The 24,573-nt window shown below is 71.5% G+C and carries 20 protein-coding genes; 9 read left to right on the top strand and 11 right to left on the bottom strand.

Annotated features, from left to right (window positions below):
• Positions 1-266: 266 nt before the first annotated feature.
• From BLW84_RS21770 to BLW84_RS21745, 6 genes are all read left to right on the top strand, one after another.
• Positions 267-1,349: a FecCD family ABC transporter permease gene (locus BLW84_RS21770; protein WP_093267975.1), complete on the top strand. Its 1,083-nt coding sequence runs from the start codon at positions 267-269 to the stop codon at positions 1,347-1,349.
• Positions 1,346-2,437 carry a FecCD family ABC transporter permease gene (locus BLW84_RS21765; protein ID WP_093267972.1) on the top strand — a complete coding sequence of 364 codons (1,092 nt, stop codon included), beginning with the start codon at positions 1,346-1,348 and terminating at the stop codon, positions 2,435-2,437. Before BLW84_RS21770 ends, BLW84_RS21765 begins: the two co-directional genes overlap by 4 nt.
• Positions 2,434-3,303 (top strand): ABC transporter ATP-binding protein, encoded by an 870-nt coding sequence (locus tag BLW84_RS21760; protein ID WP_093267969.1) that lies wholly within the window; start codon positions 2,434-2,436, stop codon positions 3,301-3,303. The genes BLW84_RS21765 and BLW84_RS21760 overlap by 4 nt, the downstream gene beginning before the upstream one ends.
• Before the next feature lie 246 nt (positions 3,304-3,549).
• Positions 3,550-6,102, top strand: coding sequence for an ATP-dependent Clp protease ATP-binding subunit (locus tag BLW84_RS21755; protein ID WP_093267967.1), 2,553 nt, complete (start codon positions 3,550-3,552; stop codon positions 6,100-6,102).
• Positions 6,103-6,264: 162 nt separating this feature from the next.
• Positions 6,265-7,077 (top strand): helix-turn-helix transcriptional regulator, encoded by an 813-nt coding sequence (locus tag BLW84_RS21750; RefSeq protein WP_093267964.1) that lies wholly within the window; start codon positions 6,265-6,267, stop codon positions 7,075-7,077.
• Positions 7,078-7,147: 70 nt separating this feature from the next.
• A complete protein-coding gene (locus BLW84_RS21745) occupies positions 7,148-7,978 on the top strand; it encodes an NAD(P)H-binding protein (RefSeq protein WP_093267962.1) in 831 nt (276 codons plus the stop codon).
• Positions 7,979-8,052: 74 nt separating this feature from the next.
• Here the strand turns inward: BLW84_RS21745 and BLW84_RS21740 are convergent, their stop codons facing one another.
• On the bottom strand, positions 8,053-8,778 hold the full coding sequence (locus BLW84_RS21740) for a DedA family protein (protein WP_093267959.1): 726 nt from the start codon (positions 8,776-8,778) through the stop codon (positions 8,053-8,055).
• Positions 8,779-9,120: 342 nt separating this feature from the next.
• Between BLW84_RS21740 and BLW84_RS21735 the strand changes: the two genes are divergently transcribed.
• On the top strand, positions 9,121-12,297 hold the full coding sequence (locus BLW84_RS21735; RefSeq protein ID WP_093267957.1) for an ATP-binding protein: 3,177 nt from the start codon (positions 9,121-9,123) through the stop codon (positions 12,295-12,297).
• Between the two features lie 284 nt (positions 12,298-12,581).
• Here the strand turns inward: BLW84_RS21735 and BLW84_RS21730 are convergent, their stop codons facing one another.
• A complete protein-coding gene (locus BLW84_RS21730) occupies positions 12,582-13,400 on the bottom strand; it encodes an ABC transporter permease (RefSeq protein ID WP_093267954.1) in 819 nt (272 codons plus the stop codon).
• Positions 13,397-14,350 carry an ATP-binding cassette domain-containing protein gene (locus BLW84_RS21725; protein WP_093267953.1) on the bottom strand — a complete coding sequence of 318 codons (954 nt, stop codon included), beginning with the start codon at positions 14,348-14,350 and terminating at the stop codon, positions 13,397-13,399. Before BLW84_RS21725 ends, BLW84_RS21730 begins: the two co-directional genes overlap by 4 nt.
• An 83-nt stretch (positions 14,351-14,433) precedes the next feature.
• On the opposite strand from BLW84_RS21725, the gene BLW84_RS21720 reads away from it, so the two are divergent.
• Entirely contained in the window at positions 14,434-15,435 is a 1,002-nt protein-coding gene (locus BLW84_RS21720; RefSeq protein ID WP_093267952.1) for an endonuclease/exonuclease/phosphatase family protein, read from the top strand.
• Positions 15,436-15,509: 74 nt separating this feature from the next.
• Here BLW84_RS21720 and BLW84_RS21715 read toward each other — a convergent pair whose 3' ends face one another.
• The 5 genes from BLW84_RS21715 to BLW84_RS21695 form a co-directional block, all read right to left on the bottom strand.
• On the bottom strand, positions 15,510-15,818 hold the full coding sequence (locus BLW84_RS21715; protein WP_093267950.1) for an antibiotic biosynthesis monooxygenase family protein: 309 nt from the start codon (positions 15,816-15,818) through the stop codon (positions 15,510-15,512).
• A 103-nt stretch (positions 15,819-15,921) separates the two neighbouring features.
• Positions 15,922-17,862 (bottom strand): YhgE/Pip domain-containing protein, encoded by a 1,941-nt coding sequence (locus tag BLW84_RS21710; protein ID WP_093267949.1) that lies wholly within the window; start codon positions 17,860-17,862, stop codon positions 15,922-15,924.
• On the bottom strand, positions 17,859-18,542 hold the full coding sequence (locus BLW84_RS21705) for an ATP-binding cassette domain-containing protein (RefSeq protein ID WP_093267947.1): 684 nt from the start codon (positions 18,540-18,542) through the stop codon (positions 17,859-17,861). Before BLW84_RS21705 ends, BLW84_RS21710 begins: the two co-directional genes overlap by 4 nt.
• Before the next feature lie 158 nt (positions 18,543-18,700).
• Positions 18,701-19,219 carry a 2'-5' RNA ligase family protein gene (locus BLW84_RS21700; protein ID WP_093267945.1) on the bottom strand — a complete coding sequence of 173 codons (519 nt, stop codon included), beginning with the start codon at positions 19,217-19,219 and terminating at the stop codon, positions 18,701-18,703.
• On the bottom strand, positions 19,219-20,121 hold the full coding sequence (locus tag BLW84_RS21695) for an HhH-GPD family protein (protein WP_093267944.1): 903 nt from the start codon (positions 20,119-20,121) through the stop codon (positions 19,219-19,221). The genes BLW84_RS21700 and BLW84_RS21695 overlap by 1 nt, the downstream gene beginning before the upstream one ends.
• 350 nt (positions 20,122-20,471) lie before the next feature.
• On the opposite strand from BLW84_RS21695, the gene BLW84_RS21690 reads away from it, so the two are divergent.
• Complete coding sequence (locus BLW84_RS21690) at positions 20,472-21,059, top strand: hypothetical protein (protein ID WP_093267942.1); 588 nt, start codon at positions 20,472-20,474, stop codon at positions 21,057-21,059.
• A 167-nt stretch (positions 21,060-21,226) separates the two neighbouring features.
• On the opposite strand, the gene disA is transcribed toward BLW84_RS21690, so the two are convergent.
• The 3 genes from disA to BLW84_RS21675 all read right to left on the bottom strand — a co-directional run bounded on the left by disA (position 21,227) and on the right by BLW84_RS21675 (position 24,512).
• Positions 21,227-22,330 carry a DNA integrity scanning diadenylate cyclase DisA gene (gene disA, locus BLW84_RS21685; protein ID WP_093267941.1) on the bottom strand — a complete coding sequence of 368 codons (1,104 nt, stop codon included), beginning with the start codon at positions 22,328-22,330 and terminating at the stop codon, positions 21,227-21,229.
• On the bottom strand, positions 22,327-23,703 hold the full coding sequence (radA, locus tag BLW84_RS21680; protein ID WP_093267939.1) for a DNA repair protein RadA: 1,377 nt from the start codon (positions 23,701-23,703) through the stop codon (positions 22,327-22,329). Before radA ends, disA begins: the two co-directional genes overlap by 4 nt.
• A gap of 221 nt (positions 23,704-23,924) precedes the next feature.
• A complete protein-coding gene (locus BLW84_RS21675; protein WP_177226622.1) occupies positions 23,925-24,512 on the bottom strand; it encodes a copper chaperone PCu(A)C domain-containing protein in 588 nt (195 codons plus the stop codon).
• Positions 24,513-24,573: the final 61 nt, after the last annotated feature.

The following is a 24,573-nucleotide window of genomic DNA, read 5'->3' as shown; positions in this document are numbered from 1 at the left end:
TTGCGGGGCACACGGCCCGCAAACGCCCCTCGTTGCGTTCGGATAACTCTATTCGCCGCTTAACGGCCCGAAAAGTGGCGATTGATCAACGCGAGATCTTGTCCGATTGCGGTCCGCGTTGCCCTTTTTGCCGGTTGCCCCGACGCCGGTAGACAGCCATCCCCCGCCGACGTGTGACATCGGACATTCCGGCCCACCCTGTTGGTTCAGCCTTAGGTGGGCCTAACCTAAGTGCGGTCCGGACGGGTGAACAGAGGGAGTGGGACGTGAGTCGCAGCGTGGCCGTCGACGGCCCTCCCGGGTCCGAGCAGGCCGCGGCGGCCACCACTGCCGGCGGCGAACGCCTGCGACAACGCCGGCGCCGCCGGGTCATGGGCATCGTCGTCCTGCTGGTCGTGCTGGTGGTCAGCTGCGTGCTCAGCGTGGTGATCGGCGCCAAGACGATCCCGCTCGCGGACGTGTGGGCCGGGCTGTTCGCGCCGACCGGCACGGAGAACGACCTGATCATCCGCGAGCTGCGGGTGCCGCGCACCGTGGTCGGCGTCCTCGCGGGCGCGGCGCTGGGCCTGGCCGGCGCGCTGATGCAGGGCCACACCCGCAACCCGATCGCCGACCCGGGCATCCTCGGCATCACGCAGGGCGCGGCGCTGGCCGTCGTGCTCGCGGTCTACACCTTCGGCGTCACGACGCTGCTCGGGTTCATCTGGTTCGGCTTCGCCGGCGCGATGCTGGGCGCGCTCGCGGTGTTCGCGATCGGCTCCCTCGGCCGCGGCGGCCCGACCCCGGTGACGCTGGCGCTGGCCGGCACCGCGATCAGCCACCTGCTGCAGGCCATCACCTCGGCGCTGGTGATCTCCGACCAGCAGACCATGGACACCTATCGGTTCTGGAAGGTCGGCTCCATCGCGATCACCGACACCGCGGTGATCCCGCAGGTGCTGCCGTTCCTGGTGGTGGGCGTGGTGCTGGCGCTGGCCAACGCGTCGAGCCTCAACGCCCTGTCGCTCGGCGACGACGTGGCCCGCTCGCTCGGCCACCGCGTCGAGTGGGCCCGCCGGACGGGCATCGCCGCGATCGCGATCCTGGTCGGCGGCGCGGTCGCGATCTGCGGGCCGATCGGGTTCGTCGGGTTGATCGTGCCGCACGTGGCCCGCTACTTCACCGGCGCCGACTACCGCTGGCTGCTGCCCTTCGCCGGGCTGCTGGGCGCGTCGCTGGTGCTGCTCGCCGACGTGCTCGGCCGGGTCGTGGCGCGGCCGTCCGAAGTGCAGGTCGGGGTGATGCTGGCGATGGTCGGCGCACCGTTCTTCATCGCGCTCGTGCGCCGCCGGAAGTTGGTGCGGTTGTGACCCAAGTCCTCGACGACGAGCAGCCAGGCGTCTCCGGTCGCCGGTCGGTCCGGGTGGGCCCGTTCTCCGGGGTGCTGCGCTTGCGGCCGCTGCTGGCGCTGCTGGGCGGCCTGGCCGTGCTGCTGGCCGTGTTCGTGCTCAACGTCGGCCTCGGCGAGTACCAGATCAGCCCGCTGGAGGTGCTCAACACGCTGTTGGGCGGCGGCGACCGGGCGCAGCAGATCATCATCTGGGAGCTGCGGCTGCCGAGGTCGCTGACCGGCCTGCTGGTCGGCGCCGCGCTCGGCCTCGCCGGCGCGATCATGCAGGCGCTCGCCCGCAACCCGCTGGCCAGCCCGGACATGCTCGGCATCACCTGGGGCGCGGGCACCGCCGCGACGCTGGTGATCGTGCTCGGCGGCACCGCGGGCAGCCTCGCGGGCGCGCTCGCCGACTACGGCCTGCCGCTGGTGGCGCTGGCGGGCGGGCTGGTCACCGGCATCGCCGTCTACGCGCTGGCCTACCGCCGCGGCGTGGACTCCTTCCGGTTGGTGCTGGTCGGCGTCGGCGTCAGCGCGCTGGCGGGCAACGCGACCTACTGGCTGCTCACCGTCGGCGACGTCACCGAGGCGAGCCGGGCCATGGTGTGGCTGACGGGCAGCCTCAACGCGCGCGGCTGGGAGCACGTCATCCCGGTCGGGATCGCCCTGGTCGTGCTGATCCCGCTGGCCCTGATCGGCGCGCACGTGCTCGGCGCGCTGCAGTTCGACGACGACACGGTGCGCGGCCTGGGCGTCCGGATGGACTTCGCGCGGGGCGCGCTGCTGCTGGCCTCGGTCGTGCTGGCGTCGATCGCCACCGCCGCGGCCGGGCCGATCCAGTTCGTCGCGCTGGCCACCCCGCAGATCGCGCTGCGCGTGGCGCGCACCTCGCGGCCGCCGCTGCTCACCTCCGCGGTGCTCGGAGCCGCGCTCGTCGTCGGTTCGGACGTGATCTCCCGGACCGCCTTCGGCGGCACCGAGCTGCCGGTCGGCATCATCACCGCCATCCTCGGCGCCCCGTACCTGATCTACCTGCTCGTCCGTCGGTACCGGGAGGTCCGCGCATGACCGCATCCGCCACGTCCAAGACGACCGACGACGGACTCGCGGTGCCCGCTGGCGACCGGCAGCGGCTGCACGCCACGGACCTGCAGCTGGCCTACGGCGACCGCGTCATCGTCGACGGCCTGGACTTCGACGTCGTGGACGGCACCATCACCGCGGTGATCGGCCCGAACGGCTGCGGCAAGTCGACGCTGCTGCGTGCGCTGGGCAGGCTGCTGAACCCGCGGCGCGGCAGCGTGCTGCTGGACGGCAAGCAGATCCACAAGATGTCCACCAAGGAAGTCGCCAGGGTGCTCGGGGTGCTCCCGCAGTCGCCGGTGGCGCCGGAGGGCCTGACCGTCGCCGACCTGGTCGCCCGCGGCCGCCACCCGCACCAGTCCTGGTACCGGCAGTGGTCCTCCGACGACGAGTCGGCGGTGGCCGAGGCGCTGGGCATGACCGGCATCGCCGACCTCGCCGACCGCACCCTGGACGAGCTCTCCGGCGGCCAGCGGCAGCGCGCCTGGCTGTCCATGGCGCTGGCGCAGGGCACCGACCTGCTGCTGCTCGACGAGCCGACCACCTACCTGGACCTCTCGCACCAGGTGGACGTGCTGGAGCTGGTCGGGCAGCTGCACGACGAGAGCGGTCGTACCGTCGTGATGGTGCTGCACGACCTGAACCTGGCCGCCCGCTACGCCGACCGGCTGGTGGCGATGAAGGCCGGCGCCATCGTCGCCGAGGGCGAGCCGGGCGAGGTGCTCACCGAGGAATTGCTGGCCGAGGTGTTCGGGCTGAAGGCGCGGGTGATTGCTGATCCCGTCGCGGGTACCCCGATGGTGGTGCCGGTCGGCGGGAGGCGTGGCGCATCCGCCGATCAGTCCAAGTAGTAGGACCTGTTCGCGCTGAGCGGACAGGGCCAACCTATCGGTCGAAATCCGGAATCTCGCAGGCCAGCGCGCCGTTGGTGAGGGTGCCGGACAAGAATGAGGGCAGTAGGCCGTAGCGGGCACGGACCGCGACCGGGTGGGGCTACTACAGTGGTCCTCAAGAGTGCTGAACCCGTCGTGGGCATCGGCGATGCAGGAGCCGTGTCCCGCCAACGAGACCGCCGGCGCAGCAGTCAGGGAGTGCGAATGTTCGAGAGGTTCACCGACCGCGCGAGGCGGGTGGTCGTCCTGGCCCAAGAAGAGGCCCGGATGCTCAACCACAACTACATCGGCACCGAGCACATTCTCCTGGGCTTGATCCACGAGGGTGAGGGTGTCGCCGCCAAGGCGTTGGAGTCGCTGGGTATCGCGCTTGAGGGCGTGCGCCAACAGGTCGAGGAGATCATCGGCCAGGGACAGCAGGCCCCCAGCGGACACATCCCGTTCACCCCACGGGCCAAGAAGGTGCTGGAGCTGTCGTTGCGCGAGGCGCTGCAGCTCGGCCACAACTACATCGGCACCGAGCACATCCTGCTCGGGCTGATCCGCGAGGGCGAAGGCGTCGCCGCGCAGGTGCTCGTCAAGCTCGGTGCGGACCTCAACCGGGTGCGCCAGCAGGTGCTGCAGCTGCTCTCGGGCTACCAGGGCAAGGAGCCCGCGGAGGCCGGTGGCCGCGGCGAGGGAACGCCGTCGTCGTCGCTGGTGCTGGACCAGTTCGGCCGCAACCTCACGCAGAGTGCTCGCGAGGGCAAGCTCGACCCGGTCATCGGTCGGGAGAAGGAAATCGAGCGGATCATGCAGGTCCTCTCGCGGCGCACCAAGAACAACCCGGTGCTCATCGGCGAGGCCGGCGTCGGCAAGACGGCGGTCGTGGAGGGGCTGGCCCAGAAGGTCGTCAAGGGCGAGGTGCCCGAGACGCTGAAGGACAAGCAGCTCTACACCCTGGATCTGGGCTCGCTGGTCGCCGGTTCCCGGTACCGCGGTGACTTCGAAGAGCGCCTGAAGAAGGTGCTCAAGGAGATCAAGACCCGCGGCGACATCATCCTGTTCATCGACGAGATCCACACCCTGGTCGGCGCGGGCGCCGCCGAGGGCGCGATCGACGCGGCGAGCATCCTCAAGCCGATGCTGGCCCGTGGTGAGCTGCAGACCATTGGTGCCACCACGCTCGAGGAGTACCGGAAGTACGTCGAGAAGGACCCGGCTCTGGAGCGCCGCTTCCAGCCGATCCAGGTCGGCGAGCCGTCGCTGCAGCACACCGTCGAGATCCTCAAGGGCCTGCGGGACCGCTACGAGGCGCACCACCGCGTGTCGATCACCGACTCCGCGCTGGTCGCCGCGGCGAGCCTGGCCGACCGCTACATCAACGACCGCTTCCTGCCGGACAAGGCGATCGACCTGATCGACGAGGCCGGCGCCCGGATGCGCATCCGCCGCATGACCGCGCCGCCGGACCTGCGCGAGTTCGACGAGAAGATCGCCGACGTGCGCCGGGAGAAGGAGTCCGCGATCGACGCGCAGGACTTCGAGCGGGCCGCCCGCCTGCGGGACGAGGAGAAGCAGCTCCTCGGCCAGAAGGAGGAGCGGGAGAAGCAGTGGAAGGCCGGTGACCTCGACGTGGTCGCCGAGGTCGACGACGAGCAGATCGCCGAGGTGCTGGCGAACTGGACGGGCATCCCGGTGTTCAAGCTCACCGAGGAGGAGACGACCCGCCTGCTGCGCATGGAGGACGAGCTCCACAAGCGGATCATCGGCCAGAACGACGCGGTCAAGGCCGTGTCGCAGGCGATCCGCCGTACCCGCGCGGGCCTGAAGGACCCGAAGCGGCCGTCGGGGTCGTTCATCTTCGCCGGGCCGTCGGGCGTGGGCAAGACCGAGCTGTCGAAGGCGCTGGCGGAGTTCCTGTTCGGGGACGACGACGCGCTGGTGCAGATCGACATGGGCGAGTTCCACGACCGCTACACCGCCTCGCGGCTGTTCGGTGCCCCTCCGGGCTACGTCGGCTACGAGGAGGGCGGCCAGCTCACCGAGAAGGTCCGGCGCAAGCCGTTCTCGGTGGTGCTCTTCGACGAGATCGAGAAGGCGCACCAGGAGATCTACAACACGCTGCTGCAGGTGTTGGAGGACGGACGCCTGACCGACGGTCAGGGCCGCACGGTCGACTTCAAGAACACGGTGCTGATCTTCACCTCGAACCTCGGCACGCAGGACATCTCCAAGGCCGTCGGCCTGGGCTTCTCCAGTGGTCAGGGCGCTGATTCCAACTACGAGCGGATGAAGTCCAAGGTCCACGAGGAGATGAAGAAGCACTTCCGGCCGGAGTTCCTCAACCGCATCGACGACGTGATCGTCTTCCACCAGCTCACCGAGGCCGAGATCATCCAGATGGTCGACCTGCTCTCGGGTCGGGTGGAGAAGGCGCTCAAGGCCAAGGACATGGCCCTGGAGCTGACCGACAAGGCGAAGAAGCTGCTGGCCAAGCGCGGGTTCGACCCGGTGCTGGGTGCGCGGCCGCTGCGCCGGACGATCCAGCGGGAGATCGAGGACAAGCTGTCCGAGAAGATCCTGTTCGGGGAGATCCAGCCGGGTCAGATCGTGATCGTGGACGTCGAGGGCTGGGACGGCGAAGGCGCCGACGACAAGGCGCACTTCACCTTCCGCGGCGAGCAGAAGCCGTCGCTGGTCCCGGACGCCCCGCCGGTCGCGGTCTCGGCCGCCTCCGATGAGAAGTCCGAGGGCACGGACTCCGAGTCCGCCTGACGCAAGACCCAGAAGGCCCCGCGCTCCACGGCGCGGGGCCTTCTGCGTTGCGGGTCCGGGTCTTCGAGAACGGGTGGGGCCGGTGAGTGCTTTGGGGCGCTGTGGCACCTCGCGGGTAATGGACTGCGGTGACGGTGTTCCTGGAGTTGTGGAGGAGTTCGGGTGCGGGCTGAACTGGCGGAGTTCCTCAGGGACCGGCGGTCTCGCGTCGGGCCCGCCGATGTCGGGTTGGAGGCGCGCGGCGGCCGCCGGACGCCCGGGTTGCGGCGGGAGGAGGTCGCGCGACTCGCCGGGATCTCCGTCGACTACTACATCCGCATGGAGCAGGGGCGCGGGCCGCGCCCGTCCCGGCAGGTGCTCAACGCGCTCGCCGCCGCGCTGCGCCTGTCCGACGACGAGCGGAACTACCTGTTCCGCCTGGTGGGCGAGGCCCCGTCGGTCGTGTCGTCGCGGGAGGTCCCGGCGAGCGTGCTGCGGCTGCTGGAGCGGTTCGACGACGTTCCCGCGCTGGTGCTCGACGTGAAGTACGACATCCTCGCCTGGAACCGGATGGCGGTGGGCCTGATGGGCGACTTCGGCAGCCGGTCGGAGAAGGAGCGCAACATGCTCTGGTGGATGTTCTGCCACCGGCCGTCGGTGCTGGAGACCGAGCACGGGCGGCGGTTCGCCAAGTCGTGCGTGGCGAGCGTGCGCGCCGCCGGCCGCTACCCGGGCGATCCCGGCGTTCGGGCGCTGGTCGACGAGCTGGGCGAGCGGAACCCCGCCTTCGCCGAGATGTGGGCCGCCCACGAGGTCCAGGTGCAGCGCAGCACCCCGAAGCGCGGCGTGCACCCGGTCTTCGGCGAGCTGGAGCTGGACTGCGAGGTACTGCTGATACCCGAGCTGGACCAGCGGCTGATGTTCTTCACCGCCCCCGAGGGGTCGCCCACGGGGAAGGCGCTGCAGGAGCTCCGGAACTGGGATCGGCAGACCTAGGTTCGACCGGTCTCTCCCGGGCGGCCGCCGCCGCGGCGATCGTGGTGGCACATCGCTGAAGGGAGATCAGATGACGATCCTGGTGACCGGAGGACGCGGCAACGTGGCGCGCAGCGTGGTCGAGCAGCTGCTGAGCGCCGGGGAGAAGCCGCGGGTGATCAGCCGCGATCCCGCCGCCACCCGGCTGCCGGAGGAGGTCGAGGTGGTCCGCGGCGACCTAGCCGAACCGCCAGAGCCGGTGCTGGACGGGGTGTCCGCGGTGTTCCTCTACGCCGATCGCGGCGGGGTGGGCGGTTTCCTGGACGCCGCCCGGTCCGCCGGTGTCGAGCACGTCGTGCTGCTGTCGGCCAGCGTCGTCACGACCCCGGGCGACCCCGACGACCCGCTGATCGGGCTGCACGCGTCGGCGGAGCGGGCGGTGCTCGACTCCGGGCTGGCCTGGACCTTCCTGCGGCCGGGCGGCTTCGCCACGAACACCCTGGCGTGGGCCGGGTCGATCCGCGCCCGAGGCGTCGTGGCGGCGCCGTACCCCGACTCGCACGCCGACCTGATCCACGAGGCGGACATCGCGGCCGCTGCGGTGCGGGCGCTGACCGAGCCCGGCCACGAGGGCAGGGCCTACCCGCTGAGCGGGCCGCAGTCGATCACGCAGCGCGAGCAGGCCGAGGCGATCGGGGAAGCGATCGGCCGCCCCGTCGAGTTCGTGCCGCAGAGCCCGGACGAGTACCGCGCGACGATGGCCGAGCTCGGGATGGGGCACCTCGCCGACACCCTCCTGCAGCACCTCGCTGGCCAGGACGGCCGTCCGCTGCCGGTGGTGAACACGGTGGAGGTCCTGACCGGCCGCCCGGCCCGCTCCTTCGCCCAGTGGGCCGCCGACCACGCGTCGGACTTCCGCTGACCCCGGCGCGATTTCGCGGGGAACGCACCGGCCCCGGGGGTGACGATTCCTCGCGAAATCGCGTCCGGTGAGGGTCAGCGGATGCGGCGGATCTCCTCGGTCGGGGCCTCGGCGTGCACCCGGGCGAGGCGGACCGTGGGGGCTTCCGAGAGCTGGCGTTCGCGGCGGTTGTTGCGGATGCGGATCGCGATGAACGCCGCGACCGTCAGGACCGCCGTGATCAGCACGGCGCGGGAGAACAGCCCCGCGTACTCCTCGACGAGGTACCAGTTCTGGCCCAGCAGGTAGCCGGCGAGCACGAAGACGGTGTTCCAGATCAGGCTGCCGAGCGTGGTGAACAGGGCGAACGTGGTCAGGCGCATGCGTTCGACGCCGGCCGGGAGCGAGATGAAGCTGCGGAACAGCGGGATCATCCGACCGAAGAAGACCGCTTTGATGCCGTGCTTGGCGAACCAGGCCTCGGTCCGGTCGATGTCGGAGATCTTCACCAGCGGGATCTTCGCGGCGATGGCGCGGGTGCGGTCGCGGCCCAGCGTCGCGCCGATGCCGTAGAGCGCCAGCGCGCCGACCAGCGAGCCGAGGGTCGTCCACAGGATCGCGCCGATCACGGACATGTTGCCCTGGCTGGCGGTGAATCCGGCCAGCGGCAGGATCACCTCGGACGGGATGGGCGGGAAGAGGTTCTCCAGGGCGACGATCATTCCCGCGCCCGGCCCGCCGAGGGCCTCCATCACGGAGATCACCCAGGCGGTGAAGCCGGTCGGTTCGGCGGAGGTGGCGGCGAAGGTCGTCAGATCCATTCGAGCGGCTCCGGGTAGCGCCCCGCCCGGACGTGTGGAGCACGTCGGCGTGCGAGCCGTGCCGGCGGAACATGATCGGTGGTATGTCCGTTTCTTCCATGATTCCAGCCCGCGGCGGTACTCCGGCTCGGCGGGAGGTGATCTAGGACATAGTTCGCGGGCCGAGCTCGCCGGGAGGTTTTCCGAGATCGAAGCGGGCCCAACCGGGCAAAACGCTTCCCTGGCATCGGTGGGATCCGGCCCGCCGGGCGGCCGGTGATCTCCAGGGACTTGCCGTGCGGCTGCGTGCGCAAGGCCCGAAATGACAGGCGTCGGGTCGGTCCCGTCTGCGAAGCTGGTGCGGTGCGCGTGGCGTTGCTGGGGCCCTTTCGGCTGAACGCACCCGACGGTCGGGCGATAGCGGTCGGCGGCCTCCGGGTGCGGATGCTCCTCGCGCGACTCGCGCTCGACGCCGGCCGCACCGTCTCCACCGAGCTCCTCATCGCCGACCTCTGGGGCTCCGCCCAGCCGGCCGGCGCGCTGAACGCGCTCCAGTCGCTGGTGTCTCGCGCGCGCCGCGCGCTCGGGGGCGACCTGTCCTTGCGCTCCGACCAGTCGGGCTATGCCCTCCTGGTGGATCGCGACGACGTCGACGCCATCCGCTTCGCTGCGCTCGCTGCGGAGGGACGCCGCCTGCTCCGCAGCGGTCGGCACGATGCTGCCGCTGCCACGCTCCGCGAGGCGCTGGCGCTGTGGCACGGGGATGCGCTCGTCGACTTCGTCGACACGCCGTTCGCCGAGGCGCAGGCGGCGCGGCTGGCGGAGCTGCGCATCGCCGCGATCGAGGATCGGGCGGAGGCCGATCTCGGCGCCGGTCGGCATGCCGATCTGGTGCCCGAGCTGGAGGGGCTTTGCGCGCGTTTTCCGCTGCGCGAGCGGCTCACGGCGCTGCGCATTCGCGCGCTCTACGCGAGCGGCAGGCAGGCCGATGCGCTTGCCGCTTACGAGGCCTTGCGGCGCCGCCTGGACCAGGAGCTCGGGGTGTCGCCGTCGCGGGAGCTCCGGGATCTGCAGGTCGCGCTGCTGCGCGGCGCTCCCGGCCTAGCGCCGCGCCGGGAACCGCGCCCGGAGCCGGATCCGCGCGACGAGCTGCGATGGGAGCCGGTCCGGCCGGTGCTGCCGACCCGGTTGAGCAGCTTCGTCGGCCGGGAGCGGGAGATCGAGCGGGTTCGCGCGGAGCTGGCGGACTCCCGGCTGGTCACCCTGTTCGGTCCCGGCGGCGCGGGGAAGACGCGGCTGGCGGTCGAGACCGCCGCCGGGATGTCGGATCGGCGGGTGTGGTTCGTCGAGCTCGCGCCGGTGCGGGACGGGCAGGACGTGACTGCGGCGGTGCTCGCCGTGCTCGGGGTGCGCGAGACCCGGCTGCTGGAATCACCGATGAAGCACGCCTTGAGCCGGGTGGTGGACCTGTTCTCGGCGGAACCGGCGCTGCTGGTGCTGGACAACTGCGAGCAGGTGATCGAGGCCGCCGCCGAGTTCGTGCAGGAGGTGCTGAACCGGGCCCCGCAGCTGCGGGTCGTGGCGACCAGCCGGGAGCCGCTGGCGCTCACCGGTGAGCGGCTGCTGCCGGTGGGGCCGTTGGCGCTGCCGGAGGCCGAGGACGCGGCGCCGGAGGCCGCTGCGGTGCGGCTGTTCGTGGATCGGGCGGCCGCCGCCCGGCCCGGGTTCGCGCTCGACGACGGCAACACCCGCGACGTCGTGGAGATCTGCCGTCGGCTGGACGGGATGCCGCTGGCGATCGAGCTGGCGGCGGCCCGGCTGCGGGCGATGAGCGTCCGGCAGGTCGCCGAGCGGCTCGACGACCGATTCCGGTTGCTCACCAGCGGAAATCGCACCGCCATGCCGCGGCATCGGACGCTGCGCGCGGTGGTGGAGTGGAGCTGGGACCTGCTGACCGGACCGGAGCAGGTGCTGGCCGGGCGGATGTCGGTGTTCGCCGGGAACGCCTCGGCCGACGCGATCTCCGCGGTGTGCGCCGACGCCGGGATGCCTGCCGCGGACGTGTTCTACGTGCTCGTCTCGCTGGTGGAGAAGTCCCTGGTGGAAGCGGTCGATTCGGAACTCGGCATGAGGTACCGGATGCTGGAGACGGTGCGCGCGTTCTGTGCCGAGAAGCTCGTCGCGGCCGGGGAGAAGGACGCCCTGCGCAGCTCGCACGCGGCGTACTTCGTCGAGTTCGCCGAATCCGCCGCGCCCCGGCTGCACGACGAAGAGCAGATCGACTGGCTGAACCGGCTGGACGCCGATCACGACAACATCATCGCCGCGCTGCACTGGGCGACGGAATCCGGCGACGCGGACCGGGGATTCCGGTTTGGTGCGGCGCTGAGCTGGTACTGGTCGATGTCGGCGCAGTACGACGAGCTGAAGGCACGGCTGGAAGCGGTGGTCGCCTTGCCGGGCGCGGCGCCGCCGGAGAGCCGGGCGGTCGTCGACCTGATGCTGGTGATGTCCGTCGACTCCACCCCGGGCTGGGCCGAGGGCCTGCGCGCCGCGGTGACGGCCGTCCGCGACACCGGCGCGCGGTTCCGCTACCTGTACGTGACGGTGATGGAACCGATCGGCTGGATGCTGATCCGCGAACAGTCCGAATTGGACAGATGCGTCGAGCGGGCGCTGCAGCACCCGCACCCGTGGGCGCGGGCCGCGGGCCTGTTCTGCCGGGGATTCGGCGCGGAGCACAACGGAAATCCCGTCGCCGGGGAGAAGGACATGCTCGCCGCGCGCACCGAGTTCCGCGCCATCGGCGACCGGTGGGGCAGCGCGCAGACCACCACGAGCATCGCCGAGTTCCGGTCGCGGCGCGGCGACCACGAGGGCGCGATCGAGGCGTTCCAGGAATCCGTCGAAACGTTCCGCGAACTGCGCGCCACCGAGGACCTGGTGCCCGCGCTGGCGCGGATCGGCATGGAGCGGCTGCGCGGCGGCGACATCGAAGGGGCGCGCGCCGACCTGCTGCGCGCCGAACGCATCGGCCAGAACAGGTTCCTCTACCACCAGATCGTGGCGCTGACCGGACTCGCCGAGGTCGCCCGGTACGCCGGCGACCGGGACCAGGCCCGCGACTACCTGGCGGCGGCGCGCGCGGCGCTGGCCGAGGCGGCGACGGCGCCGGAGCCGCTGCGGCAGATGGAACTGCTCGGCGAAGCGCGGCTGCGCCTCGACGAAGGCGAGCTCGGCGAGGCGCGGGCGCTGCTCGCCGAAGCCTTCGCCGTGGGACTGGAGGTCCGCGACATGCCGCTGAACTCGACGATCGCGGAGCAAGCGGCGCGTGTGGAGTTCGCCGGCGGCCGACCGCAGCGGGCGGCACGCCTGATCGGCATCGCGACCGTGCTGCGCGGCCTGGTCGACGAAGGAGACCCGGAAGTGCGAGCGCTGCTGCGCGAGCTGGCCGGGAAGCACCGCGAAGAGCGCGACGGCGCAGCCGCGCTCTCGCGGGACGACGCCTTCGCGGAGCTCCGCGACGCGTTGGGGGGCTGAGGCTTTGCCGGACCTGCGGTCGGTCCCTCCCGCCCCCGACGCGGGAGGGGCCGACCGCAGGTGGTCATGAAGATTATTCCGCTCTGGCCGGGGACACCTCCCGGCGACCACCGATAGCGGCGCCGTCACCGCTGGTCAGGCGCTCGTGAGTGGGCCGGGGCCGGGTGTCCGCGGTTCGGTTTCCGCTGGTCACAGGGGCCGTGCGCGTTTTGTGCTGCTATGGCGACACAAAACGCGCACGGCCCTCTGCCTGCGGAAACGCCGCTCCGGAGCGGCGCCGATGGTCACATCCGACGGCGGTACGCCCACATCGCCAGCGGGAAGAACACCGCCACGATCGCGACCATCCAGATCAGCGTCGCCGTCAGCGGCCCGGCGACCGGGCCGCCGATCATCAGGCCGCGCGCGGTGTCCGCGAGCTTGGTGACCGGGTTGATGGTCACCCACGCCTGCAGCCAGCCCGGCATCGTCTCGGTCGGCACGAACACGTTGCTGCCCATGGTCAGCGGGAACATGAACGCCATCGCCACGCCGGGCAGCGCCTGCTGGTTCTTGATCAGCATCCCGAGGAACACCGTGATCCAGCACATCGCCAGCGCGAAGGCGATCACCACCACGATCGCGGCCAGCGCGGACAGCGGATCGGTCTGGATGCGGAAGCCCATGATGGTGGCGAAGACCAGCAGCACCGCCAGCGCCACCAGGTAGCGCACGATGTCGCCCAGCACCGCGCCGATCAGCGGCGCCGACCTCGCCACCGGCAGGCTGCGGAACCGGTCGAAGACGCCCTTGGAGATGTCGGTGTTGAGCGCCCAACCGGTGCCGAGGCTGGCGAAGACCATGTTCATCGCCATCACGCCGGGCAGCGTGAGCTGCAGGTACGAGCTGGTGTCCCCGACGATCGCCCCGCCGAAGAGGTAGACGAACATGACCAGGAACAGGATCGGCTGGATGGTGACGTCGATCAGGCCCTCGGGCGACTTGCGGATCTTGAGGATGCTGCGCCCGGCCAGCGTCAGGCCGTGCCGCAGCGCGCGGATCGGGCCGATGCGCTCCGCCGTGGTCGTCGGCGCGGCCGGCGGACGTTCGATCGTGGCGGTCATGCGGCGGTCTCCTCCTCGGCGGTCTTGCCGGTGATGGCCAGGAACACCTCGTCCAGGCTGGGCAGGCGCAGTGCGAGCTCGTCGGCGGTGATCCCGGCGTCGTCGAGCCGGCGGACCAGGGTGGACAGCAGCACCGGGTCGTCGACCGGCGTGGTCAGCAGCCCGCTGTCGTCGTTCGTGGCCGGTTCGGCGCCGGTCAGCTCGGCGAGGATCCCGCGCACCGCGGGCACGTTCGCCAGATCGGTCGGCCGCACCTGCAGGGTCTGGCCGCCGACGCGGCGCTTGAGCTCGTCGGCGCGGCCGTCGGCGACCACCCGGCCGTGGTCGATCACGCTGATCCGGTCGGCCAGCTGATCGGCCTCCTCCAGGTACTGGGTGGTCAGCAGCACCGTCACGCCCTCGGCGGACAGCGTGCGCACCATGTCCCACACCTGGTTGCGGCTGCGCGGGTCGAGCCCGGTGGTGGGCTCGTCCAGGTAGAGGATCTCGGGGCGGCCGACCAGGCTCGCCGCGAGATCCAGGCGGCGCCGCATGCCGCCGGAGTAGGTCTTGATCGCGCGGCCGCCGGCGTCGGTGAGGCCGAACCGCTCCAGCAGTTCGGCCGCCCGCGCCTTGGCGTCGCGCTTCGGCATTTCCAGCAACCGACCGATGAGCACCAGGTTCTCGATGCCGGTGAGCTCCTCGTCGACCGAGGCGTACTGGCCGGTGAGCCCGATGCGGCTGCGCACCGCGACCGGTTGGCGGAGCACGTCGTAGCCCGCGACGGTCGCGGTGCCCGCATCCGGCCGCAGCAAGGTGGCCAGGATCCGGACCGCGGTGGTCTTGCCCGCACCGTTGGGCCCGAGCACGCCGAGGATCGTCCCCGCCGGCACGGCGAGATCCACCCCGGCCAGCGCGGTGGTGGTGCCGAATCGTTTGATCAGGCCCTCGGCCTGGATCGCGAATGACATGCCTTCACCGTCCAGGGGGTTGCTGACAGGCCGCGCACAGCTCGCTGACAGGCTGGGTGACGCGGACGACATGGGGAGCCAGGATGGATCAGACGTTGGTCGTCGAGCCGGAGAGCGACGACCCACCGCGGCGCAAACCCGGTGGCCGCGTGGTCACGGTGCTGCTGGCGCTGGCCGCGATCGGCTTGCTGGCCTGGGCGACGCTGCCGCTGTCGGGCTGGGACAGCGGCCGGTACCTGGTGGCGCTGGCGGCGTTGACCCAGTACGCGGCGCTGTCCGGCATCGTGCTGGCGCTGCTCGCCGTGATCCTGCGGCGCTGGTTGACCGCGCTCGTCGTCGGCCTGGCGACCGCGATCCTGGTGCTTTCCGTGGCGCCGCGCGCCATTCCCGACGCGACTCCGGCGCAGGGCGTTGAGCTGCGGGTGATGTCGCTGAACGGCTACTTCGGCGGGGCGGATGCCGCGCAGGTCGTGGACATCGTGCGGCAGAACCAGGTCGACGTGCTGAGCCTGCAGGAACTCACGCCCGAGCTGGTCGCCGCGCTGGACGCCGCCGGGCTCGCCGAGACGCTGCCGCACCGGGTGTTCCAGCCGGGGCCCAAGGCGGGCGGTTCCGGGATCGCGTCGCGCTACCCGCTGCAGGAACTGTCGCTGGTGCCGGATTCGACGCTGGCCCAGCCGTCGGCGCGGGTGCAGCGGCCGGGCTCGCCGGCCTTCGAGATCGTCGCGGTGCACCCGCTCTACCCGATGGGCAAGGACACGGCCGCGGTCTGGGCCCAGGAGATCCGCGCGCTGCCGGCGCCGGCCACCGACGGCACGCCCCGGATGCTGGTGGGCGACTTCAACGCGACCCTCGACCACACCCGGCTCAAGTACCTGATCGGCCTGGGCTACACCGACGTCGCCGAGGCCACCGGCGACGGCCTGCACCCGACCTGGCCGGGCCCGGGCACCTGGTTCCCGCCGCCGGTCACGATCGACCACGCGCTCACCAGCGGCGGCATCGCGCCCCAGTCGTTCCGCACCATCGACGTGGCCGGCGCCGACCACCGCGCGATCCTCGCCACGGTCGTCCTGACCGGCTGATCGAGCCGTCGCGAGGCAGTGCCCGTGAATGTTCCGGGGTGCTGTGGCGCCCCGGAACACTCACGGGACCTGGGTCACTTGCCGGGGTGGGATTCCTGGACGAGCTCGAACTCCAGCAGGCTGGACCCGGAGGCCACCGGGTTCTTCGCCTCGCCCGCGTGCGCCTCCTTCGCCGGGCCGCTGGCCCACGCCTGGAACGCCTCCTCGGACTCCCACTTCGTGTACACGAAGTAGCGGTTCTCGCCCTTCACCGGGCGCAGCAGCTCGAACCCGAGGAACCCGGGAGCGCTGTCCACCGAGCCGTGCCGCGAAGCGAACCGCTTCTCCAGCTCCGGGCCCGCACCTTCAGGGATCTCGATCGCATTGATCTTCACAACAGCCATGCAGCCAGCCTACGAGCCCGCCGCGGCCACCGGCGACCGCGGCGGGCTCGCCCGCCGGCTGCCGCTCAGCCCACCCACGCCGCTACGAGCCTGGAAACAGGTTTCACAGCTCGATCTGGGGATGCAGGCGGCCGATGTTCCAGACCCGTTGGCGCTGGACCACCAGCGTTGTCAGGGCCAGGAAGACGACCAGGAAGCCCGCCAGCACCACCACGTCCTGGAGCAGGTGCTCGGTGACGCCGCCGGAGATCGTCACGCGCAGCCCGTCGACCAGGTAGGTCATCGGCAGGAACGGGTGCACGGCCTGGAACGGCGCCGGGGCGGTCTCCATCGGGTACAGCCCGCCGGAGGCGGTGAGCTGGATGATCAGCAGCACCAGCGACAGCAGGTCGCCGACGGCGCCGAGCGCGGTGCGCAGGAAGTGGTCGATCGCCACGAACGCGACCGCGGCCAGCGAGACCAGCCCGATCGTCCACCAGACGTGCACCGGGTCGAGCCCGAGCCCGAAGTCGACCACCGCGTACAGCACCAGCCCGCCGACGATGCCCAGCACCGCCGCGGGCAGCAAACCGGCGAGCGCGATGGTGAACGCCCCGACGCGATCCCCGAGCGCGCGCAGGTTCACCGGCTTGAGCAGCAGGTACGCGAACAGCCCGAAGACCCAGAGGGCGATCGCGAAGAAGAACGGCGCCAGCCCGCGCCCGTACACGTGCGCCGGGTTGAGGTTGTCGGTGCGGATCTCGGTCGGCGACCCGAGGACGTCGGCGGCCTGCGCGACCTCGGTGGGGTTCGTCGGCGGGATCTTGTCCAGCGTGTCGTCGACCAGGCCCTGCAGGTTCTTCGCGCCGTCGTTGAGCTGCCCGGCGCCGGTCTCCAGCACGCCGCTGCTCGCCGCCAGCGTGTCCAGGCCGTTGGTGATGCCGTTGGCGCCGCCGGCGAGTTCCGCGACACCCGCGCGCAGCGTGTCCGCCGGCGCGGTGAACGCGCGGATCTGGTTCTGCAGCGGGCCCATGTTGTTCTGCAGCGTCAGCGCCTGCGAGTTGGCGTCCTGCGCCGTGGCCAGGGCCTGCTGGGCGTCCTTGTCGGCGTTGCTCGCGGAATCGGCCAGCTTCTGCGCGTTGTCCAGGGCGCGCTGGTAGGCGGCGTCCTGGGCGATCTCGGGGTGCCGCTTGCCGAGTTCCTCGATCGCCGAGCGGCCCTCGGCGGCGCGCTGGCCGAGGAACCCGGTGGTGGTCTTGATCGTGCTCAGGCTGTTGACCGCGATGTTGCTCGCCTTGACCAGGGCGTTGACCGCGCCGGGCAGCCGCTCGGCGGTGAAGTTGCTGACCGCGGACAGCTGCTTGCTCAGCTGCGCGGTGGCGTCCGAGATGTCCTGCACGCCGCGCGAGACCTGGCCGGTGCCGTCGCGCACCCCGTTGAGGCCCTTGGAAAGCGCTGCGGTGCCCTGCTTGCTCAGGTCGGTGCCCTCGACGAGCTGCTTCGACGCTTCCGAGGCCAGCTGCAGCTTCTCCCGCGCCTGGTCCAGCTCGCCGTAGAGCGCGCGGGCGTAGGTGGCGTGCGCGGCGGCGTTGATCTGGTTCTGCAGCTCGGTCTGGACCGTGTCGGCCATGATCCCGGCGATGTAGCCGTTGGCGTCGTTCTTGACGATCTGCAGCGCGGCGCGTTCCGGGTTGCGGGCGGCCGCGGTCGCGAGCTTCGTGCTGAAGTCCGAGGGGACCTCGATCGTGAAGTAGTACCGGCCTTCCACGAGGCCGTGCCGCGCCTCGGCGGAATCCACGAAGTTCCAGTCGAAGATGTCGGTCGCCTTGAGCTGCTGGACGAACTGCTCGCCTGCGTTGATGTGTTCGCCGCGGGCGTCGACCGCCTGGTCGGAGTTGACCACCGCGACCGGCACCCGGTTCAACTTGCCGTAGGGATCCCAGTTCGACCACAGGTACAGCGACCCGTACAGCAGCGGGACCAGGATCAGCACGAGCGGCACGAAGCGGCGCAGCGGCCCGCGGAAGCGCCGCAGCTCCAGCCAGGCCAGCTTGATCGCTTTCACCGGGCGACCTCTTCTTCCTGCCGGTCGAGCACCTTCGTGGGCCGTTCCGGCTCGCGGACGGGCAGCGGGATCACGTCGACGTCGCCGGACGGCGGATCGGTCGCGCTGGCCAGCACCGTCATCCCGGTGCGGGTCACCTCGCGAAGCCCCGCCCACACCTGCGCGCGGCCCGCCCGGGGGAGGCCCGCGTCGACGTCGTCGACGAGGATTCCGGCGGGGGAGCCGGCGATCGTCAGCGCCACCGCGAACAGCAGTCGCTCGGCGGGGTGCAGCTCGTCGATCAGCGCGGTGCGGTCCGGGGCGATCCGGACCCGGTCGAGCGCGGCTTCCACGGCGCTCTCGGAGACGCCGCTGATCAGGCGGCGTTCCGCGATCGCCTCGCGGACCCGGTGCTTGTCCTCCAGCTCGTAGCCGGGGCGCAGCCGCGCGGGGCGGATCAGCTGCCGCACCGCCTTGGCCTGCGCGGGCAGCACGTGCCCGGAAACGTCCAGGTGCCCGGTGACGAGCGGGAGCCTGCCGGACAGCGCGAGCAGCAGCGCGGTGCGGCCCGTGCCGGACGGCCCGGCGATCACGGCCAGCGCGCCGGGTTCGACGCGCAGGTCCAGGTTGGCGAACACGATGCCCTCGGGGCCCCTGGCGGCGATTCCGCGGGCGAGGATGGCCACGCCGTCGACGTCCATTCACCCTCCTGCGTGCGCGATTTTGCTGCTCCAAAGTGGCGGCTCGCGCGGAGGTCGGCAACTCGTGATCGACGGTAGTCCACTGTGGATCGGATGTCGCGGCCCCGAGGCGTGTCGAGCACGTTCGGGTCACGCGGCCGAAATCGGCGACGGGAGGATCAGCGGGTGGTGACGGTTTCCGCCTCGCCGGTCTTGGTGTCGACGATGGCGATCTCGCCGATCCCGGCGCGCACCGGCTCCGGCGGTTGCAGCGCCCGGAAACCCGCCGCCAGCTGGTCGTCGGTGATGCCCTGGGCGAGCGTGCAGTGCGGGATCCACGTGCCCGGGAAGTAGTAGGCGGAGGGGTGCTGCACCCGCCCGGCCAGCGCGTCGTGCACTGCCGAGTGCACCGCCAGCAGCTCGGTGTCCACGACCGCACCCAGCAGTAGCACCCGCTCCTCGCCGGGGAAGGTTCCCAGCGTGTGCAGCCAAAGGTCCGGAATGGACAGCAGCTCCAGCTCGGAGCGCAGCGCCTTGCGCGCCGCGGCCGGCATGGTGCGGGCCGCGGCGAAGATGACGTGCGGGCGGTGCTTGCGCGCGGCGACGCTCGGCACCCCGGCCGCGTCCAGGCGCCGCCACAGTGCCCGGACGGCGGAATCCGCGGCGTCGTCGAAGAACGCCACCACCGCCTGCGCCATCAGTGCTCGCCGGGCAGTGCGAAGCGGCCGTCGGTGGTCTGCTCGATCAGCCCGTCCACCAGCAGGGAATCCAGGCAGCGGTCGCGCTGCCCGGCGTCCGACCAGACCGCGTCCAGCTGCTCGCGCAGCACCGGGCCGGTCGAGCCGCGCAGGACGTCCAGCAGCTTGCCACGCACCTGGCGATCGGTGCCGGCGAACTTCTGCACCTTCTTCGGCGGCCCGGCGTAGGCCGGGCGGCCGGCGTGCTGCCAGGCGCAGTCTTGCGCGATCGGGCAGGCCTCGCACAGCGGCGACCGCACGGTGCACACCACCTGGCCGAGCTCCATCAGCGCAGCCGAGAGCTTCGCGGCGCTCGCATCGTCGGCCGGGAGCAGGGCGTCGACGTCGTTGAGGTCGCGCTTGGTCGACGGCGGACCGGCGTCGCCAGCGCCGTGCACGGCGCGCGCCACCACTCGCCGGACGTTCGTGTCGACCACCGGAGCCCGCTTGCCGTATGCGAAGGCCGCCACGGCTCGGGCGGTGTAGGCGCCGATGCCCGGCAGGGCCAGCAGCGTGTCGACATCGGACGGCACGACGTCGCCGTGCTCGGCGGCGATCGTCGCGGCGGCCTCGTGCAGCCGCAGCGCCCGGCGCGGGTAGCCGAGCTTCCCCCAGGCGCGCACCACCTCGCCCTGCGGCTCGGCGGCCAGGTCGGAGGGGCGCGGCCAGCGGCGCATCCACTCCTCCCAGATCGGCTGGACCCGGTTGACCGGGGTCTGCTGCAGCATCGTCTCGCTGACCAGCACGCCCCAGCCCGTGGTGCCGGGCGCGCGCCACGGCAGCGGCCGGGCGGTGGCGGCGAACCAGTCGATGAGCTCGACCGGATCCAGGGGCGGGGCGGGATGTGCGGCGGTGGTCTTCATGGCACCACCGATCCTGCCAGGCTCCCGGTGCGCGGGAGAACACGCCCGAAAGGACCACGCGGAGTCACCCCGGCCGTCGCGCGAACCTCACTTGACTGGACTCGGAACAGCCTCGCCCACCTGCGAATATGTCCGCAGTTCCGGGCGCGGGATGCAGTTCCCCGCGAAATCGACCGGTCACTCGAGTCGGCGTCGATCTCGCGAGGAATCGCGCTGCTCCGCGCGGCGGCCGGGAGCGCGTTCGGCGGGCGCGCGTTCCCCGGCTCCGGGACCGGACCGATCGTGATGCGCCCAATTGGGTGATCGTCGGTAACGCTATTTGGAATAGCTGCCGGGTTACTGTCGTTGCCGTGATTGATCCGACCGGTCCGCTCCCGCCCGCGGTGTACTGGCGTCGCCGCGCGGTGGCGATCGGTGCGGTCGTGCTGGCGGTGGCGCTCCTCGGCTGGGGTGCGTTCGCTCTGCTGGGCGGGGCCTCGGGGCCGCAAGCCGTCCCGCCGCCGGGGCCGCCGGTCGCGGTGGCGGCCGACGCGCCGCCGCAGCCTTGCGCGGACGAGTCGATGCGCGTCGTGGCCGAGGTGGCCCGCCCGGACTTCAAGGTGGGCGAGCGGGTCGGCATGAGCATCGTGGTGACCAACGCGGGAGACCGCGCGTGCGTGCGCGACATCAACCGCCTGCTGCGCGAGCTGATGGTGTCGACCCCGGGCGGGAAGCACGTGTGGTCGAGCAGCGACTGCTACTCGGAGTCGACGAACGAGCAGGCGCTGCTGCAGCCGGGCCAGTCGGTGCGCAACGACGTCCAGTGGTCGGGCCAGACGTCCACATCGGACTGCAAGGACGGCCAGGGGAAGGCCCAGGCGGGCGACTACCAGGTGATGGCCAGGCTGGCGGCGCTCAACAGTTCCCCGACCCCGTTCCGCCTGACCGCGGCCAACTGACCGCCGCCCCGAAGCCCTCCATTTTTAGGCAAAGTCAGAGCCTTGCGGGGGTGCCGAGGTGCGATGGGGTTCCCAATTTTAGGCAAAATCGGAGCCTTGCGGGGGTGTCGGGGTGCGATGGGGTTCCCATTTTTAGGCAAAATTGGGAGTCCCGTGCTGGGCGCTCGTCAGGCGAATCGGTCCACTATGGAGGATTCCGCCAGGCGGGAGAGGCCCTCCCGGATCGCGCTCGCCCTCGCCTCGCCGATCGAATCCACCTCGCGCAGCTCGGCCACCGTCGCCGCGAGCAGCCGCTGCAGCGAGCCGAAATGCTCCACCAGCTGCCGCCGCACCGCCGCCGGCAGCCGCGGCACCCTCGCGAGCAGCCGGTAGCCGCGCGGGCTCAGGTGCTCCTCCAGCGCCTCCGGCTTGTCCGAGTAGCCGAAGGCGCCGGCGATCGCCGTCAGGTCCAGCAGTTCCGTGCCGTCGAGTTCGTGCAGCGCCGCCTCGACCTGCTCGGAGGTCGGCATCGCGCCGCTGGTCGGCAGGTACTCCTGCACGATCAGCTCGCGGTCCAGGTCGATGCCGTCCCTCGCGTGACCGCCGCGCGCCTTCCGCGAGGAGCCGATCAGCTCGTCCAGCTGCAGCTCGATCAACCGGCCGTCCTTGCCGAGCTCGACGACGTCGCCCTCGATCTCGTCGGCGATCCGCCGCACCATCTCCATCCGCTGCACGACGGTCATCGCGTCGCGCAACGTCACGTAGTCCTCGATCTCCAGCGCCGACAGCGCCTGCGCGACCTCGGCCAGCCGCGCGGTGTAGCGCTCCAGGGTCGCCATCGCCTGGTTGGCGCGGGAGAGGATCTCCGGCGAGCCGATCAGCACGTGCCGGTGGCCCTGCGTGTAGACGCTGATGATGCTCATCGACTGGCTCACCGACACGACCGGGTAGCCGGTCTGGATCGCGGTGCGCTCCGCCGTGCGGTGCCGGGTGCCGGACTCCTCGGTGGGCGTGCTCGCGTCGGGCACCAGGTGCACGTTCGCCCGCATGATCCGCGTCGCGCCCGTGGACAGCACCACCGCGCCGTCCATCTTGGACAGCTCGCGCAGCCGGGTCGCGCTGAACTCGATGTCCAGGTGGAACCCGCCGTCGCAGAGCGCCTCCACCGCCGGGTCGTAGCCGAGCACGATCAGGCCGCCGGTGCGGCCGCGCAGGATGCGCTCCAGCCCGTCCCGCAGCGCGGTTCCGGGAGCCAGCCGGGCGAGCGTGCCGCGCAGCTGCTCGTGGCTCATTTGACACCCACGATCTTGAGCGCCTCGCTGACGTTCGACACCACCGTGGCGCGCACGCCCTTCGGCAGCGGGCCCGCGTCCGGCGGCACCAGCGCCCGGTCGAACCCGAGTCTGGCCGCTTCGGCCAGCCGCCGCCCGACGCTGCTGACCCGCCGGATCTCCCCGGCGAGCCCCACCTCGCCGACCGCGATCAGGTTCGGCGGCAGCGGCTTGCCCTTCTGGGACGAGGCGATGGCCAGCGCGATCGCGAGGTCCGCGGCGGGCTCGTGCACCTTCGTGCCGCCGACCGTCGCCGCGAACACGTCGTACTCGCCGGTGGGCACCTTGCCGTGCTTGCCCAGCACGGCGAGCATCATCGACACCCGGGCCGAGTCCAGGCCGCTGACCGACCGCCGCGGCATGGCCATCTGGGTCTTCATCACCAGCGACTGGACCTCGACCAGCAGCGGGCGCTTGCCCTCGACCATCACGGTCACCGCGGTGCCGTCGACCTGGGTCTCGTTGCGGTTGATGAACAGCCCGGACGGGTCCGGGACCTCGGCGATGCCGTCGTCGCGCTGCTCGAAGCAGCCGACCTCGTCGGCGGGCCCGAACCGGTTCTTCACGCCGCGCAGCATCCGCAGCGCCGAGTGCCGGTCGCCCTCGAAGTGCAGCACCACGTCGACCAGGTGCTCCAGCACGCGCGGACCGGCCACCGCGCCGTCCTTCGTGACGTGCCCCACCAGCACCACCGGCAGGCCGCGTTCCTTGGCCAGCGACACCAGGGCCGTGGTCACCGCGCGGACCTGCGTGACGCCGCCGGGACTGCCGTCGGCCTCGGGCGACTGCACGGTCTGCACCGAGTCGACGATCAGCAGGCCGGGCTGCACCGCGTCGACATGCCCGAGCACGGCGGACAGGTTGCTTTCGGCGCCGAGGTAGAGCTCCGGGTGCACCGAATCGGTGCGCTCCGCGCGAAGTCGCACCTGACCTGCGGATTCCTCACCCGTGACGTAGAGCGATGGGCCGGGTGAGGCGCCCGCGGCCCAGCGGTGCGCGACCTCCAGCAGGAGTGTGGACTTTCCCACTCCGGGCTCGCCGGCCAGCAGCACGACCGCGCCGGGCACGATCCCGCCGCCCAGCACCCGGTCCAGCTCCCCGATGCCGGTGGACACCGCGCGGGCGGAATCGAGGTCGACCTCGGCGATCGGCCGGGCCGGGGTGGACGGGGCGCCCGCCGCGACCTTGGCCAGCACCGGTCGGGCGGCGGCGGTCTCGTCGATGGTGCCCCACGCCTGGCAGCTCGGGCAGCGACCGACCCACTTGGCGACCTCGTGGCCGCAGTCGGCGCAGCGGTATCCGGGACGGGCGGTGCGGGTGTTCTTCGGGGGCACTCGGCGAGGCTATCCGTCCGCGACGACAGGCCCGGTCACCGGCATCGCGCCGGTCCTGCGGCCGTGCCGGATTCACCGCGATCGAGTGGATCACGCGCAGTCCGCGGCTCCGCGATTTCAACGGAAATCGGACCTTCGACCTCAATGGAAATCGCGGCACCGCGAGAACGCGGAACGGGCCGCCCGCGCGTGCGGACGGCCCGTTCCGGCGAAGCCTGCGGTCAGTGACCGCCGCCCTGCTCGGCGCCCGCAGCCGGGCTGCCGTGCTCGGGGCGCGGCGAGTGGTCGGCACCCACCGGCACCTGCACGGTGACCGCGCCGGCCTTCTCGAAGACGAAGGTCACCGGGACCGTCACGCCGGGCGTGATGTCCTGCTTGAACCCGTTCAGCGTGATCTGCACCACGCGGTCCGCGGCCGTCTCGCCCTGCTGGACCTGCGCGGACCCGCCGGTGGCGTGCAGCGCCGTCCGGCTCGGCAGCTCGGTGATCCCGCCGAGGGTGGCCGACGCGGCGTACGGGCTGGTGACCTGGACCAGCTTGTCGTTCGGCCCCTCGTTGGCGATCACCAGCTGCACCGGCGCGGACGAGCCGGCCGGGTAGCGCGCGTCGGTGGTCGGGAAGGTGAAGGTGGCGTCGCGGATCGAGATCTGCTTGAGGTCACCGCTGCCACCGTTGACGGCGGCGACCTGGGTGTCGGTCTCGGTCACCTGACCTGCACTGCACCCGGCGAGGGCGACGACGGCGCCGAGCCCGATGACGGCCGGGATCAACCGCAGGCGAACGGCCTTGAGGTGCTGAGGGCGGCTCACGGATGCAGCGTCCTTCCTGATTGCCGGACAACCGCTGGAAGCTTAATCCCCACCGCGCGCG

Origin of the sequence: Saccharopolyspora shandongensis (assembly GCF_900106995.1) — a bacterium.
In the GTDB taxonomy this organism is placed as follows: domain Bacteria; phylum Actinomycetota; class Actinomycetes; order Mycobacteriales; family Pseudonocardiaceae; genus Saccharopolyspora; species Saccharopolyspora shandongensis.
Note: the sequence above shows the minus strand (reverse complement) of the source record. Positions and strands in the feature narration are given on the sequence as shown.